This is a genomic window from Brachybacterium sp. AOP24-D1-21 (assembly GCF_052378665.1).
Lineage (GTDB): Bacteria > Actinomycetota > Actinomycetes > Actinomycetales > Dermabacteraceae > Brachybacterium.
This window is the reverse complement of the sequence record NZ_JBQSXX010000002.1, coordinates 394,488-414,008: the sequence shown is the minus strand read 5'-3', so window position 1 is coordinate 414,008 and position 19,521 is coordinate 394,488. Positions and strand designations below refer to the sequence as shown.

At 68.0% G+C, this 19,521-nt stretch carries 19 protein-coding genes and 1 other RNA gene; 5 read left to right on the top strand and 15 right to left on the bottom strand.

The window, feature by feature from the left end; genetic code table 11:
• The first annotated feature begins 45 nt into the window (after nucleotides 1-45).
• Entirely contained in the window at nucleotides 46-1,449 is a 1,404-nt protein-coding gene (locus tag ACT3UF_RS16545; protein WP_441443242.1) for a hypothetical protein, read from the top strand.
• A gap of 467 nt (nucleotides 1,450-1,916) precedes the next feature.
• Nucleotides 1,917-2,414 (top strand): hypothetical protein, encoded by a 498-nt coding sequence (locus ACT3UF_RS16540; protein ID WP_444608436.1) that lies wholly within the window; start codon nucleotides 1,917-1,919, stop codon nucleotides 2,412-2,414.
• A 51-nt stretch (nucleotides 2,415-2,465) separates the two neighbouring features.
• On the opposite strand, the gene ACT3UF_RS16535 is transcribed toward ACT3UF_RS16540, so the two are convergent.
• On the bottom strand, nucleotides 2,466-3,413 hold the full coding sequence (locus ACT3UF_RS16535; protein WP_441443244.1) for a phosphotransferase: 948 nt from the start codon (nucleotides 3,411-3,413) through the stop codon (nucleotides 2,466-2,468).
• Between the two features lie 190 nt (nucleotides 3,414-3,603).
• Between ACT3UF_RS16535 and ACT3UF_RS16530 the strand changes: the two genes are divergently transcribed.
• Together ACT3UF_RS16530 and ACT3UF_RS16525 are read left to right on the top strand one after the other, a co-directional pair.
• Entirely contained in the window at nucleotides 3,604-4,485 is an 882-nt protein-coding gene (locus ACT3UF_RS16530) for a sugar phosphate isomerase/epimerase family protein (RefSeq protein WP_441443245.1), read from the top strand.
• Nucleotides 4,482-6,509, top strand: a complete 2,028-nt coding sequence (locus ACT3UF_RS16525; RefSeq protein WP_441443246.1) for a glycoside hydrolase family 3 N-terminal domain-containing protein — start codon at nucleotides 4,482-4,484, stop codon at nucleotides 6,507-6,509. Before ACT3UF_RS16530 ends, ACT3UF_RS16525 begins: the two co-directional genes overlap by 4 nt.
• A 247-nt stretch (nucleotides 6,510-6,756) precedes the next feature.
• Here ACT3UF_RS16525 and ssrA read toward each other — a convergent pair.
• Nucleotides 6,757-7,127: a transfer-messenger RNA gene (gene ssrA / locus ACT3UF_RS16520) on the bottom strand.
• A 213-nt stretch (nucleotides 7,128-7,340) separates the two neighbouring features.
• Between ssrA and ACT3UF_RS16515 the strand changes: the two genes are divergently transcribed.
• Complete coding sequence (locus ACT3UF_RS16515) at nucleotides 7,341-7,913, top strand: hypothetical protein (RefSeq protein WP_441443247.1); 573 nt, start codon at nucleotides 7,341-7,343, stop codon at nucleotides 7,911-7,913.
• Between the two features lie 90 nt (nucleotides 7,914-8,003).
• On the opposite strand, the gene smpB is transcribed toward ACT3UF_RS16515, so the two are convergent.
• From smpB to ACT3UF_RS16450, 13 genes are all read right to left on the bottom strand, one after another.
• A complete protein-coding gene (gene smpB / locus ACT3UF_RS16510) occupies nucleotides 8,004-8,510 on the bottom strand; it encodes an SsrA-binding protein SmpB (RefSeq protein ID WP_299306216.1) in 507 nt (168 codons plus the stop codon).
• A gap of 190 nt (nucleotides 8,511-8,700) precedes the next feature.
• Nucleotides 8,701-10,035, bottom strand: coding sequence for a peptidoglycan DD-metalloendopeptidase family protein (locus ACT3UF_RS16505; protein WP_441443248.1), 1,335 nt, complete (start codon nucleotides 10,033-10,035; stop codon nucleotides 8,701-8,703).
• A gap of 2 nt (nucleotides 10,036-10,037) precedes the next feature.
• Entirely contained in the window at nucleotides 10,038-10,955 is a 918-nt protein-coding gene (ftsX, locus tag ACT3UF_RS16500; protein WP_441443249.1) for a permease-like cell division protein FtsX, read from the bottom strand.
• Nucleotides 10,952-11,902, bottom strand: a complete 951-nt coding sequence (ftsE, locus tag ACT3UF_RS16495) for a cell division ATP-binding protein FtsE (protein ID WP_441443250.1) — start codon at nucleotides 11,900-11,902, stop codon at nucleotides 10,952-10,954. Before ftsE ends, ftsX begins: the two co-directional genes overlap by 4 nt.
• A 282-nt stretch (nucleotides 11,903-12,184) precedes the next feature.
• Entirely contained in the window at nucleotides 12,185-13,300 is a 1,116-nt protein-coding gene (gene prfB / locus ACT3UF_RS16490) for a peptide chain release factor 2 (RefSeq protein ID WP_441443251.1), read from the bottom strand.
• 93 nt (nucleotides 13,301-13,393) lie between these two features.
• The gene (locus tag ACT3UF_RS16485; protein ID WP_441443252.1) at nucleotides 13,394-14,545 is read right to left on the bottom strand and encodes a glycerate kinase; all 1,152 of its coding nucleotides are present in this window, start codon (nucleotides 14,543-14,545) and stop codon (nucleotides 13,394-13,396) included.
• Nucleotides 14,542-14,949 (bottom strand): pilus assembly protein TadG-related protein, encoded by a 408-nt coding sequence (locus tag ACT3UF_RS16480; RefSeq protein ID WP_441443253.1) that lies wholly within the window; start codon nucleotides 14,947-14,949, stop codon nucleotides 14,542-14,544. The genes ACT3UF_RS16485 and ACT3UF_RS16480 overlap by 4 nt, the downstream gene beginning before the upstream one ends.
• A 53-nt stretch (nucleotides 14,950-15,002) precedes the next feature.
• Nucleotides 15,003-15,494 carry a hypothetical protein gene (locus tag ACT3UF_RS16475; RefSeq protein ID WP_444591992.1) on the bottom strand — a complete coding sequence of 164 codons (492 nt, stop codon included), beginning with the start codon at nucleotides 15,492-15,494 and terminating at the stop codon, nucleotides 15,003-15,005.
• The gene (locus tag ACT3UF_RS16470; RefSeq protein ID WP_441443255.1) at nucleotides 15,491-15,961 is read right to left on the bottom strand and encodes a TadE/TadG family type IV pilus assembly protein; all 471 of its coding nucleotides are present in this window, start codon (nucleotides 15,959-15,961) and stop codon (nucleotides 15,491-15,493) included. The genes ACT3UF_RS16475 and ACT3UF_RS16470 overlap by 4 nt, the downstream gene beginning before the upstream one ends.
• 28 nt (nucleotides 15,962-15,989) lie before the next feature.
• Nucleotides 15,990-16,250, bottom strand: coding sequence for a hypothetical protein (locus ACT3UF_RS16465; RefSeq protein ID WP_441443256.1), 261 nt, complete (start codon nucleotides 16,248-16,250; stop codon nucleotides 15,990-15,992).
• Nucleotides 16,251-16,392: 142 nt separating this feature from the next.
• Complete coding sequence (locus ACT3UF_RS16460) at nucleotides 16,393-17,337, bottom strand: type II secretion system F family protein (RefSeq protein ID WP_441443257.1); 945 nt, start codon at nucleotides 17,335-17,337, stop codon at nucleotides 16,393-16,395.
• Nucleotides 17,334-18,206 (bottom strand): type II secretion system F family protein, encoded by an 873-nt coding sequence (locus ACT3UF_RS16455; RefSeq protein WP_441443258.1) that lies wholly within the window; start codon nucleotides 18,204-18,206, stop codon nucleotides 17,334-17,336. Before ACT3UF_RS16455 ends, ACT3UF_RS16460 begins: the two co-directional genes overlap by 4 nt.
• Nucleotides 18,203-19,429 carry a CpaF family protein gene (locus ACT3UF_RS16450; protein WP_441443259.1) on the bottom strand — a complete coding sequence of 409 codons (1,227 nt, stop codon included), beginning with the start codon at nucleotides 19,427-19,429 and terminating at the stop codon, nucleotides 18,203-18,205. Before ACT3UF_RS16450 ends, ACT3UF_RS16455 begins: the two co-directional genes overlap by 4 nt.
• Between the last annotated feature and the right edge of the window lie 92 nt (nucleotides 19,430-19,521).

The window sequence follows — 19,521 nt, the reverse complement described above, 5'->3', positions numbered from 1 at the left end:
GAGGACTTGGCCCCGGCAGGGCTCCGCGCAAGGTAGACACAGCGCATGTCGATCATCCGTGGACGTCGCTCCGCCCGTGGCCTCGCGCGCGCACTCCTGCTCGTGCTGCTGGTCGTGGCGGTCGTGGTTGCGAGCGTCGTCTTCGGGGCGAGACGAGCTTCCCATGACGCATCTCCCATCACCTCGACCACGCAGTTCAGCGCCACGATGGACCGCATGGTCCCGGTGCTCGGAGAGCTCCTGGGGGCGATGGGCGTGCGCTCCCCCGCACATCTCGCCGCCAAGCTGGGCTCGATCCGTCCGGTTGCCCTCGCCCATCCCGCGTGGCCAGATGCCGACTATGCGCTGTTCTCTCCCGAGGACTCGGAGGGGCCCGAGGAACCGGCGCTCGGAGCGATCGTCTGGTCGTCATCCTCCCCGGCCCAAGACGACGCGGACCGGTCATGGTCCGCGCACTGCGTATTCCTGCAGATCGATCAGCAGGAAGCCCGGATCGCCTGGCAGGAGGTCCAGTGCCCGCAGGAGACCCCCGAACAGCCTCCGTCCGAGAGCTCTCCGGACGACCCCGCCGCCACCCTGGAGCGGCCGGAGCTGCGAACGGGCACAGCGTTCCGCTCCGCCGACAACACTTCTCACGGCTCGAGCAGCGACCCCATCCAGCGCGGTTTTCCGGCCAGCGGGCTCGTGCCGACCGATCGGCCGCCGACGACGGGCGACTGCGGACCGGAGGCCCTGGACGCGGTGCTCGACTCCGCCAGCGGCGCCGGCCCTGAGGACAGCGTCATCCTGCGGATCCAGAACGTCTCACCGAGCTCCTGCACCGTGCCGACGCTCTCCGGACTGAGAGTCGACCGTCAGGGCGAGCCCGTCGTCCCCTTCCTGACCCAGGCTGGGGCACCCCTCGACCTCGCTGCCTGGGAATCTGCCGCCACCTTCCTCTCGTTCCGTCCTCATCAGATCAGCCCCGACGGTGACGCCCTCACCCTCATGCTCGGTGGCAACTGGGTAGCGCTCGCAGATCCGAGTGACCTGACCCTCCGGGTGCGCGACGGCGATGAGATGACAGCCTCGCCCTGGCAGCACGCGGGATACGGGGTGCTCCTGGGGACCGATGAGAACTGGCGTGAGGACCTGGACATCGCACCGCCCTGCGCTCCGGAGCAGCTGGCGGTGACGGCCCGTCCCCGGTCCTCCTCAAGCGGAGACGAGGACGGGCTCCCTGATCCCACGCCGTTCACCGTCCTCAACATCAGCACAGCAGGTTGCAGGATCGAGTCAGGGACGCTCGCAGGGATCCCAGCAGTCCCAAGGCTGACCATCCCGTCTACGGTGCTGCTTCAGAGCGGCCACAGCCTCGATCTGTTCGGGCCTGACAGCGCACCGAACCTCACCGGCCAGTTGATCGTCGACGGCGTCACGCACCCGGTGGCCCCTCTGCAGACTCCCTGATTCGGGGCCGACTCCCTCACAAGATGCGGCCGCGATCCGCGGCCAGGAGAACCACGACGTCCCACCCCCACGATTCAGTCGTGGCTCCCACCCCCACGATTCAGTCGGGGCACAGCTCGGGGCACAGCGTTGTGGAGGAAACGTTCTCCAGGCCGTTGACCAGCAGGATGTGCATGGACAGGACGGCGCTCGCATCGTAAGAGGCATGCTCCGCCCATGAGCGCCACGAGCACAGCCCCTCCCCCGCACGGGCCCTTCTGCCAGGGGCGGGCACCACACCGATCGCGCTGCGGAAGCGACGCGCGATGATCCGCACACTCGTTCTCTGGCCCGGTCCCTCCCCGGCAGACTCTGCCTCCGCGTGCCACGAGTATTCCTCCAAGATGATCAGCCATGGCATCTCCTGGTACCGCCATGGCACCCTTCCGAGCCAGGACCCCGAGGTCTTGGATTTCTGTCGGGCGGCGGTGAAGAGTCTCAGGGCGTCGTCGGCCGGCCGGGAGAGCCCCTGGGAGGTGCCCGGGGAGTACGGGACGCTCTGGGGTGAGGTCCTCACCGTCGAGTTCGATGGTCCGCAGCCGGCGGCTGTCGCCACAGTGGCGCGCCTCGCCCACGAGCACGGGCTGGTCCTCTTCGATCTGCCTGCACACCGGGTGCTGACCACTGCGGATATCACGACCACCTTCGGCGTGCCGATGATCCCCGCCGCTGCGCCCAGGTCCTTCTTCGAGCTGATGATGGAGTGCAGACAGCGCTGGAGGTGCGTCGATGAACTGCGAGTGCTCGGGTCGGAGCTGATGAACTGCACCTTGCCGGTGGATCCCTCCCTGGTGACACCGATCCAGGAGGAGCTCGAAGTCTTCGAGGAGGTCCTGGACCTGCTCGGGTGCTATGACCTGGAGGACCTCAAGGAGCGACTCGAGGAGCTGATCCATGCGACCGCGGAGGACGACGTGTGGCGGTGAGGTGCGCCGAACGCGGGCCAGAAATATTCGGGAAGCTGACGGCGCCCGGCCTCAGCGTGATAGCAAACTGTGCCCGGCGGCGCCCAGGCTGTGCGTCGGCGGATAGGCGCTGACCAGTGCGAGAGCCATCCGGGTCCCCCACGCCCACGCCCTGGACACCAGCGCATCCCAGATCGCATCATCGTCGATCCCGGTCCAGGCGGCCGTCTCGCGGTAATCCTCCAGCACCGTGGTCGACGGCACGTGCAGCAGCAGGCCTCCCAGGTCGCTCGCCGGATCACCGCGGGTGGTATCGCCCCAGTCGATCAGTGAGGCCCGTCCTCCTGTTCCAGGCAGGGGGACGACGACGTTCCCGGGGTGCGGGTCCCCGTGCAGCAGCAGCTCCCGGCCTTCCCAGGGAGCTGCGGCCAGTCCGGTGCTCCACCGAACCTCTGCCCGCTCACGCACGGCGTCCGGCAGGTCTGCACGGTCGAGATCAGCGGCGAACGCCGTGATCCGTTCCGCGAGCGGGACGCCTCGCGCCGGGTTCCGACCGACCTCCGGCGCGGGCCCGGAATGGATCGTGGCGAGCATCCGAGCGAGGTCCTGTGCGACCAGTTCGCGGATCATCTGGGGCGCCTCATCCGCGGTGCTGCCGTCGATCCACAGCGCCAGCACGGCATCGTCGGCAGTGGCCAGGATGATCGGCAGCCCCATCGGCAGCGGGATCCCGAGCCCGCGCAGGCGTCGCAGCACCGTCACCTCGCGGCCCAGCAGCGCCCGAGCGGACTCCCGCCGTGCGACTCTCAGCACCAGCGGACGACCCTCCAGCTGACCCACCGGCCACAGCGCGTTGTCCCAGCCCTCGCCCCGCGGGGCACGCCCGATCGTCCAGTCGATCCGCTCGAGCTGGAACCCCTCTTCGGGGCGCAGCCGCGCGCACAGCAGCTCGACGCGCCGCAGATCCACGGGCAGGTCGGCTGGTGGCAGGAAGGGAGCCGTACGCGGCAGGCTGGTCATCCGGCCACCGTACGGTGGCCAGGCATCGTCGGCAACGATCTCGACCTCTCCGGCGGGGCGCGCCTGCCTCCGGGGCAATCCCAGACAACTGCTGCAGGTCGAACGGTTCGATGGCTACCGTGGGCCTCCTGCGGCCGTTCGGCATCCGCCATCGACCGCCACATCCCTGCAACGACCCGGAGGTCCCCTCGTGGCCCGAATCGGAATCCAGCTGATGATGCTCAAGGACCACGTCCGTGACCAGGGCATCGGCCCGGTCCTGGAGCGTGTGAAGGAGACCGGCTTCGAGGTGGTGGAGGTCTCCCAGATCCCGATGACCGAGGAGAACGTCGCCGGCATGGAAGCCGCGCGGGCGCGCCTGGGCATCGAGGTCGCCGCGATCTCCGCCAAGACCACGGTCCCGTCGGGCAGCGACGAGCTCAGCCTCGCAGAGGATTTCGACCTCCATGTCGAGCATGCCCGGCGCCTGCGCACCACGATGATCCGGATCGGCATGATGCCGATGACGGCGCTGCGCTCGCCGGAGGCGTTCGATGACTTCGCCGCCGAGGTCGACGGCTATGCCCAGCGCCTCGCCGAGCACGGGATCAGCCTCAGCTACCACAACCACCACATCGAGTTCGCGAAGCGTGAGGGCATCACCCTCCTGGACCGGCTGCGCCAGCGCGCTCCCCATCTGCGCTTCGAGATCGACTGTCACTGGGTCCAGCGCGGTGGGCAGGATCCCGAGCGCACCTTGCGGGCTTTCGCCGGGGTGCTGGATCTGGTGCATCTCAAGGACTACCGCATCGCGATGCCGTCGGCGGAGATCCTCGATGCCCGAGAGTCCGGAGACGCCGAGACCTTCTCCCGCTTCTGGCTCGGGGACATCGTGCAGTACGCCGAGGTCGGTGAGGGCACCCTGGACTGGACACCGGTCATCGAGCAGGCCATCGCCTCCGGCGCACAGCATCTGCTCATCGAGCAGGACCAGACCTACGGGCGCGATATCTGGGAGTCACTGGCGATGAGCCGGCGACACCTGGTCTCGCTGGGCTTCGAATCACTCATCACCACAGGAGGACAGCGATGACCGAGCAGGTTCCACTCTCGAGCAGGGTCAAGCAGATCATCGAGGTCGACGGGCTGCAGTTCCGCGACCTCGACGGCGACGGCGCACTCACCCCCTTCGAGGACTGGCGGCTGAGCCCCGCTGAGCGCGCCAAGGACCTCGCGGCGCGGATGTCCCCGGACGAGAAGCTCGGCCTGATGGTCATCACTTCCCGGCCGATGGGCATCTCTCAGCACAACAAGGACTTCACCAGCCACGACGGCGTGCTCGATGAGCAGTACCTGCCGATCAAAGTCGACCCTCACACCAGCGCCGGCATCCCCTTCGAGGGGACCACGCAGATGATCGCGGAGCTGAACATCCGTCACTTCATCATGCGCGAGGAGCCCACCGGATCCCGCATCGCGACCTGGATCAACACCATGAACGAGGTGGCGGAGGAGTCCCGCTGGGGCATCCCGGTGATCGTCGCTGCGAACTCGAAGAACGAGGCCGGCGCCTTCAAGATGGGCGGCACTCCCGAGGACCAGCCGTTCACGGAGTGGCCGGGCACCCTGGGCCTGGCAGCGACCGGCTCGCTCGAGGTGATCGAGTCCTTCGCGGAGCATTCCCGCGCCGAGTGGCGCGCCTCAGGCCTGCGCAAGGGCTATATGTACATGGCCGATGTGTTCACCGACCCGCGCTGGTTCCGCGGCCAGGGCACCCTCGGCGAGGACCCCGAGTTCGTCGGCCAGGCGATCGGGGCGCTGGTGCGTGGATTCCAGGGCAAGGACGGGCTCTCGGCCAATGGGGTGGCGCTGACCACCAAGCACTTCCCCGGCGGCGGCTCTCGCGAGAACGGTACCGATCCGCACTATGCGGAGGGCCGGTTCAACATCTACCCCACGCCCGGGTCGCTCGAGGAATACCACCTGCCGCCGTTCCAGGCGGCGCTCGACGCCGGGACCTCCTCGATCATGCCGTACTACGCGATCCCGTCGGAGGAGAAGTCCTCGACCCCGCAGGGACGGGTCACGGAGTTCGAGCAGGTCGGCTTCGCGTTCAACCACGAGATCCTGAACCTGCTGCGCGAGATGGGTCATCGCGGCTACATCAACTCCGATTCGGGCGTGCTCTCGAAGATGGCCTGGGGCGTCGAGGAGCTCACCACTGCGGAACGGGTGGGCGCCGCCGTCATGGCCGGCACCGATATGTTCGCCGACACCAATGATGTCGCCGCCGTGCGCGGGGCATACGTCAAGGGGCTGTTCACCTCGGAACGGCTCGACGAGGCCGCGGCCCTGCTGCTCGAGGAGCTGTTCGCCCTGGGCCTGTTCGAGAACCCGTACGTGGACCCCGAGGAAGCGGATCGGGTGGTGCAGAATGCCGAGGCCCGCGCCGCGGCCGAGGACGCGCACCGCAGGTCCGTGGTGCTCGCCAAGAACCATGACGGGGCGCTGCCGCTGACCGAGGAGACCCTGGCCGGCAAGCGAGTGTATGTGGAGCTGTTCGCGACCCGCCTGACCGTCAAGGAGCTCGACGCGCTGCGCCGCCGCCTCGCCGCCGCGCATCCCGGGATCTCCTTCACCACCGACTACCACGACGCGGACGTGGCGATCCTGCTGCTGCGCCCGTTCATCGGCTCGTACTTCGAGTTCGTGGGGATCGGCGACCTCGGCATCGATGACCACTCGCATGTGGACATCGAGAAGGTCCGTGACATCCGCAAGCACGTGGACACGATGGTGGTGGGCCTGAACACCCTGTTCCCCTGGCTGCTCGACGGCATCGAGCCGCTCGCCGACGGCCTGCTGATGGGCTTCGAGACCGACTACGGGATCATGGTCGAGGCGATCCTCGGCGGGTTCTCCCCCACCGGGAAGCTGCCGATCACCTTCCCGATCGACGCCGCCGCGATCGCGGTCGACGAGAACGGTCATTGCGCCTCACCGAATGACGTCCCGGGTTTCGCCAAGGAGCAGCACATGGACGGGCGTCCGTATGTGTACGTCGATGCCGACGGCAACCGCTACGAGCTCGGACACGGCCTGACGTACAGCGGCTGAGCAGATGGTGCGCGCTGGCAGGGCCGACGGTGCGCACCATCGCTGGTGGCGCGCACCATGGCCGGTGGCGAGCAGCATGGCCGGTGGCGCACACCATGGCCGGCGGCGCTCCGGTGCGCAGACCGCGCCCCCGGGGGCCGACAGCATGCCCCGGTCGTCGGCCCGCGGTCCGCTCGGACGGCAACAGAAAAAGGCCCCCTCCCCCGCGCTCTCGCGCAGGTGAGGGGGCCTTTCGTAGTGAGTGCAATGGTGGAGCCGGCGGGAATCGAACCCGCGTCCGATAGTGCGGAGCCAGGGCTTCTCCGGGCGCAGTCCGTATTGACGTTTTCTCAGTCCCGACGTTCGCACGGACACGACGTCGACAGACTCAGTCACTCTGAGGTGTTCATCCTTCCCCGATGACGAGGGTCGGCAGCAGTGGCTTCTTAGATGATGGAACGATCCGGGTCAGAAGCACGCCCGGGGTTCCAGACTGCTAACGCTGATCAGGCAGCGAGAGCGAAGTCAGTGCGCTTAGGTTCGGCACTTATTGGTTTCCAGAGAACGTTTACGAGATGACTCTGGCTTCTCGGCCCGCTTCCCCTTGCTGGACAACTACCGTCGAAACCGATCGGCCCCCAGCGTGGGTATGCAGCACAGATATCGACGGCCCCTCAGGGCCGTCCTTGCACTCACTCTTCTGTTGTCAAACACCCACTGACGACGGGTCTCCCCGTGCGTCGTGGTCCCACTCTACCGCGCCCGGCCGTGGTTCTGAAGCGAATATCCCTCAGCTCACGGCGAAGCCCGTCGGCCTGGACCCCGTACGGTCCCGGCCGCGATGATGGGGCGGTGAGCGGTTTCGAGGCAGCAGACGTCCAGGTCCGGATCGATGACGACAGCCTGCGGGAGGTGGTCTCCGATCCGGCGACGCTGGCCGAGTGGTGTGCGGTCCATCCGCGGGATCCTCGTACCGTCGCCTATCTGAGGATGCTCGGACGGCTTGACGAGGCCGCGATCGCCGGCCGCGCAGCCCTCGAGGACAGCGGTCTCTCACCGGTGATGCGGGCCGTGCGCCGGGCGCGCTACGCCCATGTGCTGCAGTGGCAGGGGGCGTTCCTCGCCGCCGAGGAACAGCTGGATCTGGCCGCGGAGGAGACCGGGCTCGAGGATCCCACGTCACCGTCATCCCTGTCGGTGCTGGCCGCCGTCTTCCAGCATCGTGCGAAGTGCCGGTTCGAGCACGCGCTGGCGGAGCATGGCGCCGGACGCACCCAGGCCGCCGCACGGACGTGGGACCTCGCCCTGGAGGATGCACGGCGAGCGCTGTACATGCGCGAGCACCTGGGAGTCGCTGACGAGGGTGTCATCAGCTCGAGCAGGCAGACGGTCGCCCGGCTGGAGCGACGGGACTTGGACAGCTGACAGGATCTGGAGGGCTGACCGCCCAGCCGAGCTGACAGCACCGCCGGCCCGCACCGCTCGAGTCTGGTTGCGGCTCTGCGGCTGCTCGGTTCAGGCGATCTCGCGCTGGCGCATGGCGCGCTGTGCCTCGCGCAGATCCTGCTTCTCCCGCAGGGTCTGGCGCTTGTCCCATTCCTTCTTGCCGCGGCCCAGGCCGATCACGACCTTCGCATGCGAGCCCAGGAAGTACATCTCCATCGGAACGATGGTGAAGCCCTTCTCCCGTGACTTGCTGGCGAGCTTCTCGATCTCCTGCTTGTGGAGCAGGAGCTTGCGCTTGCGGCGGGCGGCATGGTTGGTCCAGGTGCCCTTGACGTAGGGAGCGATGTGGGCGTTGTCCATCCACACCTCACCGCCCTCGATGTAGCAGTAGCCATCGATCAGGGATGCTCCACGATCGCGCAGCGACTTCACCTCGGTACCGGTCAGGACGATGCCTGCTTCCCAGGTCTGGTCGATGTAGTAGTCGTGGGTGGCCCGCTTGTTCGAGGCGATGCGCTTCTTCGGGGGGCCTTCCTCCGCAGCGGCCTTCTTCGCCGCAGCCTTCTTCGCCGCCATCGGGGGGTCCCTCCTGCCATTCGTCGTGGTCTGTGCGTGCTCCGGCCACCCCTGGCGACCGGACACCCCAGCTTACGCGGTGGTCATCGCCGGTCGCGAACGCTTTTCGCAGGCAGCGGACACCGCTGACACCGTCCGTGGCCCTCCCGTGAGCCCGTGAGCCCGTGAGCCCGTGAGCGGGCGCCGGGGCTCAGAGGTACTTGCCGGGGTTGACGGCGTTCCCGTCCTCGTGGATCTCGAAGTGGAGGTGGCAGCCGGTCGAGGAGCCGCTGTTGCCCACATAGCCGACGGTGGTCCCGGCAGAGACCTGCGCACCGACCGGCTGGGCGTAGCCCTGCAGATGGTGGTAGGAGCTGGTGATCAGGCGCCCGTTGTGGATGCCATGGCTGAGGATGATCTTGTTGCCGGCGCCGCTGTTGTAGGTCCTGGCGATGACGCGGCCGGAGTGAGTTGCTCCCACCGGGACTCCGCAGGCCGCCGGGAAGTCGACCCCGGCATGGAGTTTCCGGGTGCCGTAGATCGGGTGCACGCGCCAGCCGAAGTTCGAGTTCAGCCGGGCGTTGACGGGATAGATCCAGCCGCCGCCGGTGTCCGCCGAGCTGCTCGAGGAGCCTCCCCCGCCGCTGCTGCCGCTACCGCTGCTGCTCTGCTTCTCGCGCTCCCGCTGGGCCCGCTCCTCCTTCTCCCGCTCCTGCTGGGCGAGCTTCTCGATCTCCCCGTCCAGGGTGGTGCTGCGGGTCTCCAGGGTGGTGGTGTCACCCTCATACTTCGTCTTCTGCTCCTCGAGGGTGTCCCGCTGGGTCTTCTGCGTCTCATAGAGCGCATCGAGATCGATCTTCGCCTGAGACGCCACTTCCTCGGCGGTCTTGGTCCGTTCGACGGCTTTCTCGGCGTCGATCTTGAGCTGCTTGATCTCCTCGCGCACAGCGGTGAGGCGCTCGGCGGAGTTCTCCGTCACCACCTGATCCGTGCGGAGGGTGTCGAGCCGGGTGCCCTGGGAGGCCATGGTGATCCGGTAGTTCATCGACCGGTCCACGGCATCCTGCGGGGACTGGTTGCCGAGGTAGATCGTGGAGGGGTTCGGTATGCCGCCGCCCTTGTAGGCGGTCAGCGCCACGGTGGCGAGCTCGCCGCCGCTGCGCTCCACCTCCTCTTTCCCTTCCTCGACCTCTCCCGAGAGGCGCTGCTCCTCCTTCTGCGCGGTGGTCAGGCGTTCCCCGATGATGCGGTCATCCTCGCGCGCTTCCTCGAGCTCGGCCTGGGCGAGCTCGAGGTCTTCCTGCGCCTGCGGGATCAGCAGCTCGGTCTCGGCGAGCGCGAGGTAGGTCTCGGCGAGCTCGGTGTTGACATCGTTCAGCTCGATCCGGAGGTCCTCGAGCTTCTGATCGATCACGGAGCGCTCGGCGATCTTGTCTTCCTTGGTGCCCTCGGCCGAGGCTGGGGAGACCGGCATCATCAGCATCGGCAGCACCATCAGGGCTGCGGCGAGCATGCAGAGGGGGCGGCGCAGGATGCTCTGGGACATGCTCACACCTTCAGATAGCGATTGAGGGAGACCACCGAGGAGGCGATCGAGAGCGCGGCTCCCAGCACGATCAGGAGAGGCGCGGCCCAGACCAGATCGGCGGGGCCGACGGTGATGAGCTGCTCGCCGAGGGTGGGTGCGAGCCAGCCCTGGACGATGTAGTGCAATCCCAACCAGAGCATGCCGGAGGCGATGACGCCACCGATGATCGCCGCGACCGCGCCTTCGAGCAGGAATGGGAGGCGGATGAAGAGGTTCGAGGCACCGACCAGGCGCATGATCGCGATCTCTCGACGGCGGCCCGCGACGGACATCCGGATCGTGGTCGCGACCAGCAGCAGGGCCGCGATCAGCATCAGCACGGCGAGGCCAAGGGCGAACATCGTGGACTGGTTCAGCACGTCGATGAAGGGCGCGAAGGCCCCGAGCAGATCCGTGACCTCGTCCACCCCGTCCCGGCCTTGGAAGAACTCGACCACGGCCGCGGAGTCGTCGGCGTTCTCGAGGGTGATGTGGAAGGAGACCGGCATGTCCGCGGCGGTGAAGTTCGAGACGAAGCTCTCCCCGGCGAACTGCTCCTGGTAGATCGCGAGGGCTTCGTCCTGGGAGCGCTCGGTATAGGAGGCGACATACGGGGAGAGCACATCGCCCTCGAGCGCCTCGCGCACGGAGTCGATCTGGGCATCGGTCGCCGCACCGCCGGCACAGGAGGCAGCAGTGGAATGGGGGGAGCATAGGAAGATCGTCACCTGGGACTGCTCGACCAGGGTCGACTTCATGTCCATGATCTGCTTCTGCATCAGCGCGCCGGTGCCGACGAAGGTCAGCGAGACCGCGGTGACGATCACGACGGAGATGACCATGGCGATGTTCCGCCACAGACCGGTGAGGATCTCCCCGAGGATGTACCGCGCCCTCATCGGAGGTCCTCCTCGTCGTCCTCGGCGAAGGGGTCCTCGTCCTGGGCCCGCAGTGCTTCGCGCTCGTCGATCAGCTCCTCCTCGAGGATGTCCTCGGCAGGGGTCTGCGTCTCGGGGGTGTCACTCTCCGCGACGGTCTGAGTCGCAGGAGTCTGTTCCGGGGCCCCGTCCCAGTCGGCCACCAGGTCGGCGTCCTCCAGCGGATGCTCCTCGCGGTAGGACGAGTCGTCGGGAAGATTCCCCGAGATGACGCTCACCGGCGCCGGGGTCTCGTACCCTCCGCCTTCCTCGTCACGCACTACCTGGCCGCCGACCATCTCGACCACTCGGCGCTGCATCCGGTCCACGGCTGTCCGGTCGTGGGTGGCCATCACCACTGTGGTGCCGCGCTCGTTGATCTCGGCCAGGAGGTCCAGGATCCCCTCGGCGGTGGAGGGGTCGAGGTTGCCGGTGGGTTCGTCGGCCAGCAGGATCGAGGGCCGGTTGACGTAGGCCCGCGCGATCGCGACGCGCTGCTGCTCACCGCCGGAGAGCTCATGAGGCAGTCGCCTGCCCTTGTCCTCCAGGCCCACCATCTCGAGCATCTCGGGCACCAGGCGGCGCACCACCTTGCGGGGCGTGCCGATCACGGCGAGCGCGAACTCGATGTTCTGGTAGGCCGTCTTGGAGGGCAGCAGGCGGAAGTCCTGGAACACCATGCCGATGTCGCGGCGCAGCGAGGGGACCTTCCACGATGGGATGCGGGAGAGGTCCTTGCCCGCCACGTAGACCGTGCCGCGGGTCGGTGCGACCTCTTTGAGCACCATGCGCATCAGAGTGGATTTCCCGGAGCCGGAAGCTCCCACGAGGAACACGAATTCCCCGCGGGTGAATTCGATGTCGAGATTCTCCACGGCGGGGTGCTGTCCACGCATGTACGTCTTGGTGACGTCGTCGAAGCGGATCACTGGTGCCTGTCACATCTGGGGGAAGTCGTGCTCCTCCAGCGTAGGGGCGCAGGGACCGGAATCGACGAAGGTGCGGACAGCATCCTGGTCAAAACCTGGTCAAGTGTGGGTGCCTCTGGTCACGCTCGGGCATTCGATCATTCCGGTGCTTGATCGCTCAGGGACTCGATCGCCCCTGTGCCCGAGCACTCAGGCGCTCAATCGTCCCGGTGCCGGAGCACTCAGGCGCAGGCGCTCGATCGTCCCGGCGCCGGAGCGCGTGGCATCCGTTCGCTCAGGCGCTCAGCTGTGGGACTTGTTCTGCTCGGCACGCCAGCGGATGCCGGCATCGATGAACTCATCGATCTCGCCGTCGAACACGGAGGAGGGGTTGCCCTCCTGGTATTCGGTGCGAAGGTCCTTGACCATCTGATACGGGTTCAGCACGTAGGAGCGCATCTGGTCGCCCCAGCTCGCCTTCACATCGCCCGCGAGCTCCTTGCGCTCGGCGGCCTCCTCGGCCTTCTTGAGCAGCAGGAGGCGGGACTGCATGACGCGCAGCGCCGCAGCTCGGTTCTGGATCTGCGACTTCTCGTCCTGCATGGAGACCACGGTGCCGGTGGGCAGGTGGGTCATGCGCACAGCGGAGTCCGTGGTGTTCACGGACTGGCCGCCGGGGCCGGAGGAGCGGAACACGTCGACCTTGAGGTCGTTCTCAGGGATCTCGATCGCGTCGGTGGACTCGATCAGCGGGATCACCTCGACCGCGGCGAAGGAGGTCTGGCGGCGGCCCTGGTTGTCGAAGGGGCTGATGCGCACCAGGCGGTGGGTGCCGCCCTCGACCGAGAGGGTGCCATAGGCGTAGGGCGCGGAGATCTGGAAGGTGACCGACTTCAGCCCGGCCTCCTCCGCGTAGGAGGTGTCCATGACCTTGGAGGCATGGCCGTGGCGCTCTGCCCAGCGCAGGTACATGCGCATGAGCATCTCGGCGAAGTCCGCGGCGTCGACACCGCCGGCGCCGGCGCGGATGGTGACCACCGCGTCCCGCTCGTCGTACTCGCCGGCGAGCAGCGTGCGGACCTCGAGCTCGTCGAGGGTCTTGTGAATGCTGACCAGCTCGTTCTCCGCCTCGTGGAGGGTGTCGGCGTCGTCCTCCTCAGCGGCGAGCTCCACCATCACCTCGAGGTCCTCGATGCGGGAGGAGAGCTCGCTGATGCGGCGCCGCTCGGACTGCGCGTGCGAGAGCGCGGAGCTGACCTTCTGGGCATTGTCGACGTCGTCCCACAGGTCCTGCGCGGACGCCTGCTGCTCGAGGTCGACGATCTTCGCGTCGAGCGCGTCGATGTCCGTCACCTGCTCGATGGAGGACAGGGTCGAGCGGAGCTGGGGGATCTCTACGGAGAAGTCGATGGAAGCCACGACGTCGGAGTCTACGGCAGGGGGCTGGACATGCTGCCCGATGTGCGGCAGATGGTGCTTGCTATATGGCGGCGGCCCGGCGCCTGGGGACGCTCAGTCGCGGGACGACGAGGTTCGCTCCCCCGCCCCTGCCAGCCAGATGCCGAGGTCGCGCCCCACCTCGGCAAGCAGCTCTTCACCGTCCTCGAGAGCACGCTGGAGCGAGCCGGCCCGCGACGTGAGATCCCACGCCTCGAGGATTCCGGCGTCGCGGAGCTGCTCCGGGCTGAGGGTGATCGCGCCGGCCACCGCGGCGACGTCGAGGCCGCGCTCCCGGGCACGGCGGGCGACCTCGGCCGGGCCCTTGCCGTGCAGCGTCTGGGCATCGAGCTTCCCCTCGCCGGTGACCACCACGTCCGCCTGGTCGAGCAGTGCGTCGACGCCGACCAGCTCGAAGACGGCATCGGCTCCTGAGCGCTGGACGGCGCCCAGCAGGAACAGGGCGAAGCCGGTCCCGCCGGCGGCTCCGGCCCCGGGCTGATCGCGGTGGATACGGGCCGGGTCGAGGATCTGGGCTGCGGCGGTGAGCGTCGCGTCCGCCCGGCCGACGTCCTCGGGGTCGAGACCTTTCTGGGGGCCGTAGACGGCAGCCGCTCCGTCGGGACCGAGCAGCGGGTTGGTGACGTCGTTCGCGGCGACGAGGGTCACGCCCTCGAGGGCTTCGAGTGCCGGGGCGAGATCCGCAGAGGCGAGGGTTCTCACGCCGGCGAGTCCGGCACCGATGTCGGTGCCGTCCGCCTGGAGGAGATGAGCACCCAGGCCCTGCAGCAGACCGGCACCGCCGTCGGTGGAGGAGCTTCCGCCCAGGCCGACCAGGATGGTGCGGGCGCCTGCGGTGATCGCGGCACGGATCAGCTCGCCGAGGCCTCGGGTGGAGGCGGTGTGCGGTGCGAGCTCACCGTCAGGGAGCGCCTGCAGGCCGACGGTCTCGGCGAGCTCGAGCACCGCGACGTCGTCCTGGAGGGCCCAGCGGGTGATGCGGGGCCGTCTCGTGGGGCCGGTGATGGAGGTGGTGTGCTCGGTGGCTCCGGCGGCGAGCGCGGCATCGACGGTGCCGTCGCCGCCGTCGGCGATGGGGCAGGAGAGCACGCGGAGCTGCGGGGCTGTCTCGGTGATGCCGCGGCGCAGCGCGACCACCACCTGAGCGGCGCTGAGAGTGCCCTTGAACTTGTCCGGGGCGAGCAGCACGGTGCGGGTGGTGGTCATCGGGCGCGAGCCTCTCCTTCGACGGTCAGTGGGATGGCGGTGCCGGTCCCTCGCGTGAACCATCCTGCCAGGGGCGGGTGGGTGCGGGCGGAGATGACCACGTGGACGGTGCCATCTGCGTCCACGGAGACCTCCGCAAGCTGGATGCTCTCGGTGCTGGCGGTCTCGTGCGGGTAGTCGCGCAGGTGCGCCTCGGCGGCGGCGCGCGCGGTGCTGCGATGGATCGCGGCCCCGTCACCGGCGACGTAGAGGCGTGCGGGGTCGACGGCCTGGGCTGCGGCGAGCGCTGCGCTGTCTGCAGCGTGCTGGAGCCCGTTGCGCTCGAGCTGCACGCCGGTGATCGCGGTGCCGACGGCGATCACCATGAGCACCACGACCAGCACTCCGGTCGTCAGGATCGTCATCGATCCGCGGGCATCCCGCAGGCGATCCCGGAGGACGTCGAACTGATGGCGCATCAGCTGCCTGCCCGGTGCTGATCGACCGGCACCGCATGCGAGGCCCCGACGGCGACCGGCCCGGTCTCGCCGAGGATCGGACCGAGCCCGGGGACCGGGACCGGGATACGCACTCGCACGCTCACCGTTCCTCCCGGGGAGGCGCAGGGATCCTCGCTGCAGCTGATCGTCGCCACCTCCGTCGCGGGCAGGCCATGATCCTCGAGGATCATCTCGGTATGGCGGGCGGCGCGCTGGGCTGCTCGCTCGGGATCGGTGTCGGTCGCGTGGATCCGTGCCACGTCACGGGAGATCGTGTCCGCCGCGAAGACAGCGGCTTGGACATTGCCGAGGGTGAGCACGAGATAGAGGGTCGGGATCAGCAGAGCTGCCGAGAGCACGACGAATTCCACCAGTGCATTGCCTTCCTCCTGGCCGAGCGCATCGCGGATCGGAGCTCGGCCCGGAGCTCGGCGCGGAGCTCGGCCCGGAGCTCGGCGCGGGATCGTCATATCGAGTCCTCATCCAGGGCCCGTCCTTCGACGGACAGCATCCCTCCGGGACCGAACAGCCCGACCAGTGGCAGAGTTGCCGAGACGTGGACGTGGATGGTTCCGTCGGGTTCCTGGCTCGCGGTCGCCGCGGCATCGAGCCCGTCGCCGAAGCGCTCTGCGATCAGCCGTTCAGCACGGTCGGCCCCGTCCTGCGGCGTCGAACCCACCAGGGCTGCGTGGTGAGCGCCCTGGACTGCAGCATCGACCAGAGTGTTCCGGGTGTGGACGATCAGCGCCGCCTGGATGATCAACAGCCCGATCACCACGATCAGCACGGCGACCATGGGGAACTCCGCCACTGCGGCCCCATCGTCTGCTCGCAGCTTGCGCTCGAGGTGGCGCAGGCCACCCGGGCGGTGCTTCGGTCGGCGGCGTGCTGTGTACTCCGCTCCCGATGCTCGGGGACCCTCTCTGATGCTCCTCATGAGGATGACTCTCGAAGTGCTGGTCGGATCAGAGGCTGCCGCCGAGGAACGGCGCCATCGCATTCTCGAAGATCTGCACGATCTGGTCTGAGGCGACGGCCCAGAGTGCGACGACGATCCCGGCGGTCATCAAGGTGATCAGCACCCACCCGGGGACGTCGCCCCGGTCGGAGCCGAGGCGCGCCATCAGCCGCTGGCGGAGAGACCGCCGAGGCGCCTGTTCCGGCATCTGGGCACCAGTTCGCGAGGCGCGGCGGGTGCGATGGAGTGTGGTGCGGTGGACAGTCATATCGGCCTCCTCGGCAGATGGTGCGGAGCGAACTCCGGCGTGCAGGTCTGGTCGGGTCTGGTCGGGTCGGGTCGGGTCTGGTCGGGTCTGGTCGGGTCGCGTCGAGCCCGACCGGGAACGACGGAATGGGCGGGTGGACTGGTCAGAGGCTGATCTCCAGGACGGCGAGGCCGGGGAAGATGGCGAAGATGATGACCAGCGGCAGCACGAAGAAGACGACCGGAACGAGCATCATGATCTCGCGCTGTCCGGCCGTCTCCATGAGGTCTCGCTTCGATCCTTCGCGGGCATCCTGGGCCTGTGCACGCAGCACCTCGGCGAGCGGAGTGCCGCGCTCGATGGCGATCGAGACCCCTTCGCCGAAGCGGCTCAGGGAGTCCAGAGGTGTGCGAGAGCCCAGGGAAGCGAGCGCCTGGGAGACGCTGGTGCCGGCACGGATGTCGGCGACGGTCGCTGCGAATTCATCGGGCAGCGCTCCCGAAGAGGTACGGGCCACGCGCTCCATGGCGGTGATCGGGCTCTCGCCCGCGGCAACCGCCAGGGCCAGCAGATCCGCGACGGTCGGGAACTCGCGCGCCATCCGAGCTGCCCGATGCTTGATCTCCACCCCCAGCAGGTAATCGCGCAGCAGCACTCCGAGCAGCGTGCCGAGAACCACGATCGTGAAGCCGAGCAGCGGGCTCGTGCCACGCAGCCCGATCGCCAGGACGGCCAGGACGACACCGATCACCATTCCGGCGGCACCGAAGATCACCTGTTCGATGCGGAAGGAATCTGCCGAGGTGCGCCGACCTGCGAGACGCAGGCGACGCTCGAGCTGCTCGGGACCACCGGTGAGCCGTTCGAGCACGCTCAACCCTTGAACCGCGACTGGTCCCATCAATCTTTCCAGCACGATTCGTGCCTGGCTGGTCGCTCGCGGCGCGGCGAACAGCGATGCCGACCGGGAACGACGGAGATATGGATCGACCCGTGCGGCGAGGTCCCGCGAGCGTAGCCATGGCAGCTGCCAGGCGAGGAGGGTGATCCCCACCCCGAACAGGAGGCCGAGCACGATTCCCGAGATCGCGGTGACGGAGCCGTTCATCGCAGCACTCGCTCGTCCTGAGGAAGCCTGGCGATCAGCAGCATGATGCGATACGCGACCAGGGAGACGGCCGCTCCGACCATGATCACGATGAGTCCCGTCCCCGAGTCGTAGGCCTGGGCCGCCTCGGGACGCGTCGCCATCAGACCCAGCACTATCCAGGGCGCGCCGAGCGCAAGCCGCGCCGCATTGACGGTCCAGGACTGCCTGGCCTCCAGCTCCGCGCGGGTTCGGGAGTCTTCACGGAGGAACGCGGACAGCGTGCGGAGCAGGCCGCCGAGATCTGTGCCGCCGACATCCCGGGTGATCCGCAGCGCCTCGACGATCCGGTCCCCCACGGGATCCGCAAGGCGAATCTTGAGCCGATCGAGGCAGGATGCGAAATCACCGCTGGCCTGGTAGTCGAGGGCGAACTCCGCGAAAGCTGGTTGCAGCTCCTCAGGCCCCTTACGGCTGAGCTGGACGAGAGCTTCCGGGAGCGACAGTCCGGCACGGACCGCTGAGTTGATGTGGTCGACTGCCTCCGGCCAGACCTCGCGCATGGCGGTGGTGCGACGGCGCGCCGCCGAGCGCAGCACGAGCACCGGAAGCGCGGAGACGACCACTCCGATCGTCAGCGACGGGACTACCGCGCTGGAGATCGCCCAGAGGACTGCCGCCACCACCACTCCCAGACCGGCACTGAGTGCCGGCACCGAGGCGGGCGGAACCGTATCGAGCCCGACCTTGATCAGATCATCGCGAAGTCGATCCATCGCCCGGGCGACGACCCCTCGGCGGCTCGTGCTGCCCTCCTGTTCCCACATCGACCACCAGATCGCAAGCAGGCCGAGTCCCGCGATCAGTCCCAGGAAAGCTCCATCACTCATGCCGCCAGCGCCTGCCCCAGCAGTGCCGTCAGGTCGAATCCGGCACGGGCGAAACGCTCTGGATGAGGCGGATGACCGTCACCCCGCACCAGCCGATCCCCGCGCTGCGAGAAGACATCGGAGATCTCGATCGTCTCGTCCTCCACCCGACCGCTGAGCCCGACGATCTCCCGCACCCGGCGACGACCATCCGCGAAGATGTCGAGGTGGACCACCAGGTCGATGGCGCTCGCCACCGTGGGGACCACGAACCTGCTCGACACGTTCTCCCCGGCGAGCAAAGGCAGCGTGCACAGCTTCGTGACGGCATCGCGTGCCGAGTTCGCGTGGATCGAGGCGAGGCCGGGCAACCCGCTGTTCAACGCGATCAACATGTCGAGGCTCTCCGCCTCACGGACCTCACCGACGATGATCCGGCTGGGGCGCATGCGGAGCGCTTCCTTCACGAGCCTTCGCATCGAGATCTCCCCGGTGCCTTCGAGGTTCGCCTGACGGGTCTGCATCGCCACCACATCCCGCAACGCGAGGTTCAGCTCGAAGACCTCCTCGATCGTCACCACTCGCTCCCGAGCACCGACGGATTGTGCCAAGCAGCGCAGGAAGGTGGTTTTTCCGGCGCCTGTCGCCCCTGACGCGATCACGTTGAGCCCGGAGGCGATCGCGGCGTCGAGGAAATCCGCAGCCTGCTGCGGAAGGGAGCCGAGGGCCACCAGACCCTGCAGGTCATATGCCTTCGCCACGAACTTTCGGATGTTGATCGCCCAATGGGCCCGAGTCACGCTGGGGATCACGACATGCAATCGCGACCCGTCGGGCAGCAGCGCATCCACGAAGGGTGTGCTCATGTCGAGCCGGCGGCCGCTGCTGACCAGCATCCGCTCGACGATGCCGCGCACCTCGGTATCGCTCAGCACGACGGTGGTCAGCTCGCTGCGCCCGTTCCGCGCGACGAAGACCTGCGAGGGCGAGTTCAACCAGATTTCCTCGATGCCCGGGTCGTCGAGCATCTCCTGCAGCGGGCCGAAGCCGCCGATCCGGGCAGCGATCGTCGCGACCATCGTGTCGTCGTCGCGCAGCACCGGGACCTCACCCGACGAAGCGCGGCGATCGTAGTCAGCGACCACCTCACGAATGAAGGGCTCCAGCTGATCAGCATGCACATCGAGCCCGCGGCGGCGTATCAGCTCGCGCGATTCGCTCTCGATGATGGTGGCGGCGTCCATCCATTCCCCTCCCGGCTCCGACCGACCGGTTGCCTCACGAATGTGAGGTGACGCACGTCGCGTCGTCTCCGCCACTGTAGGGGGAACCAGCC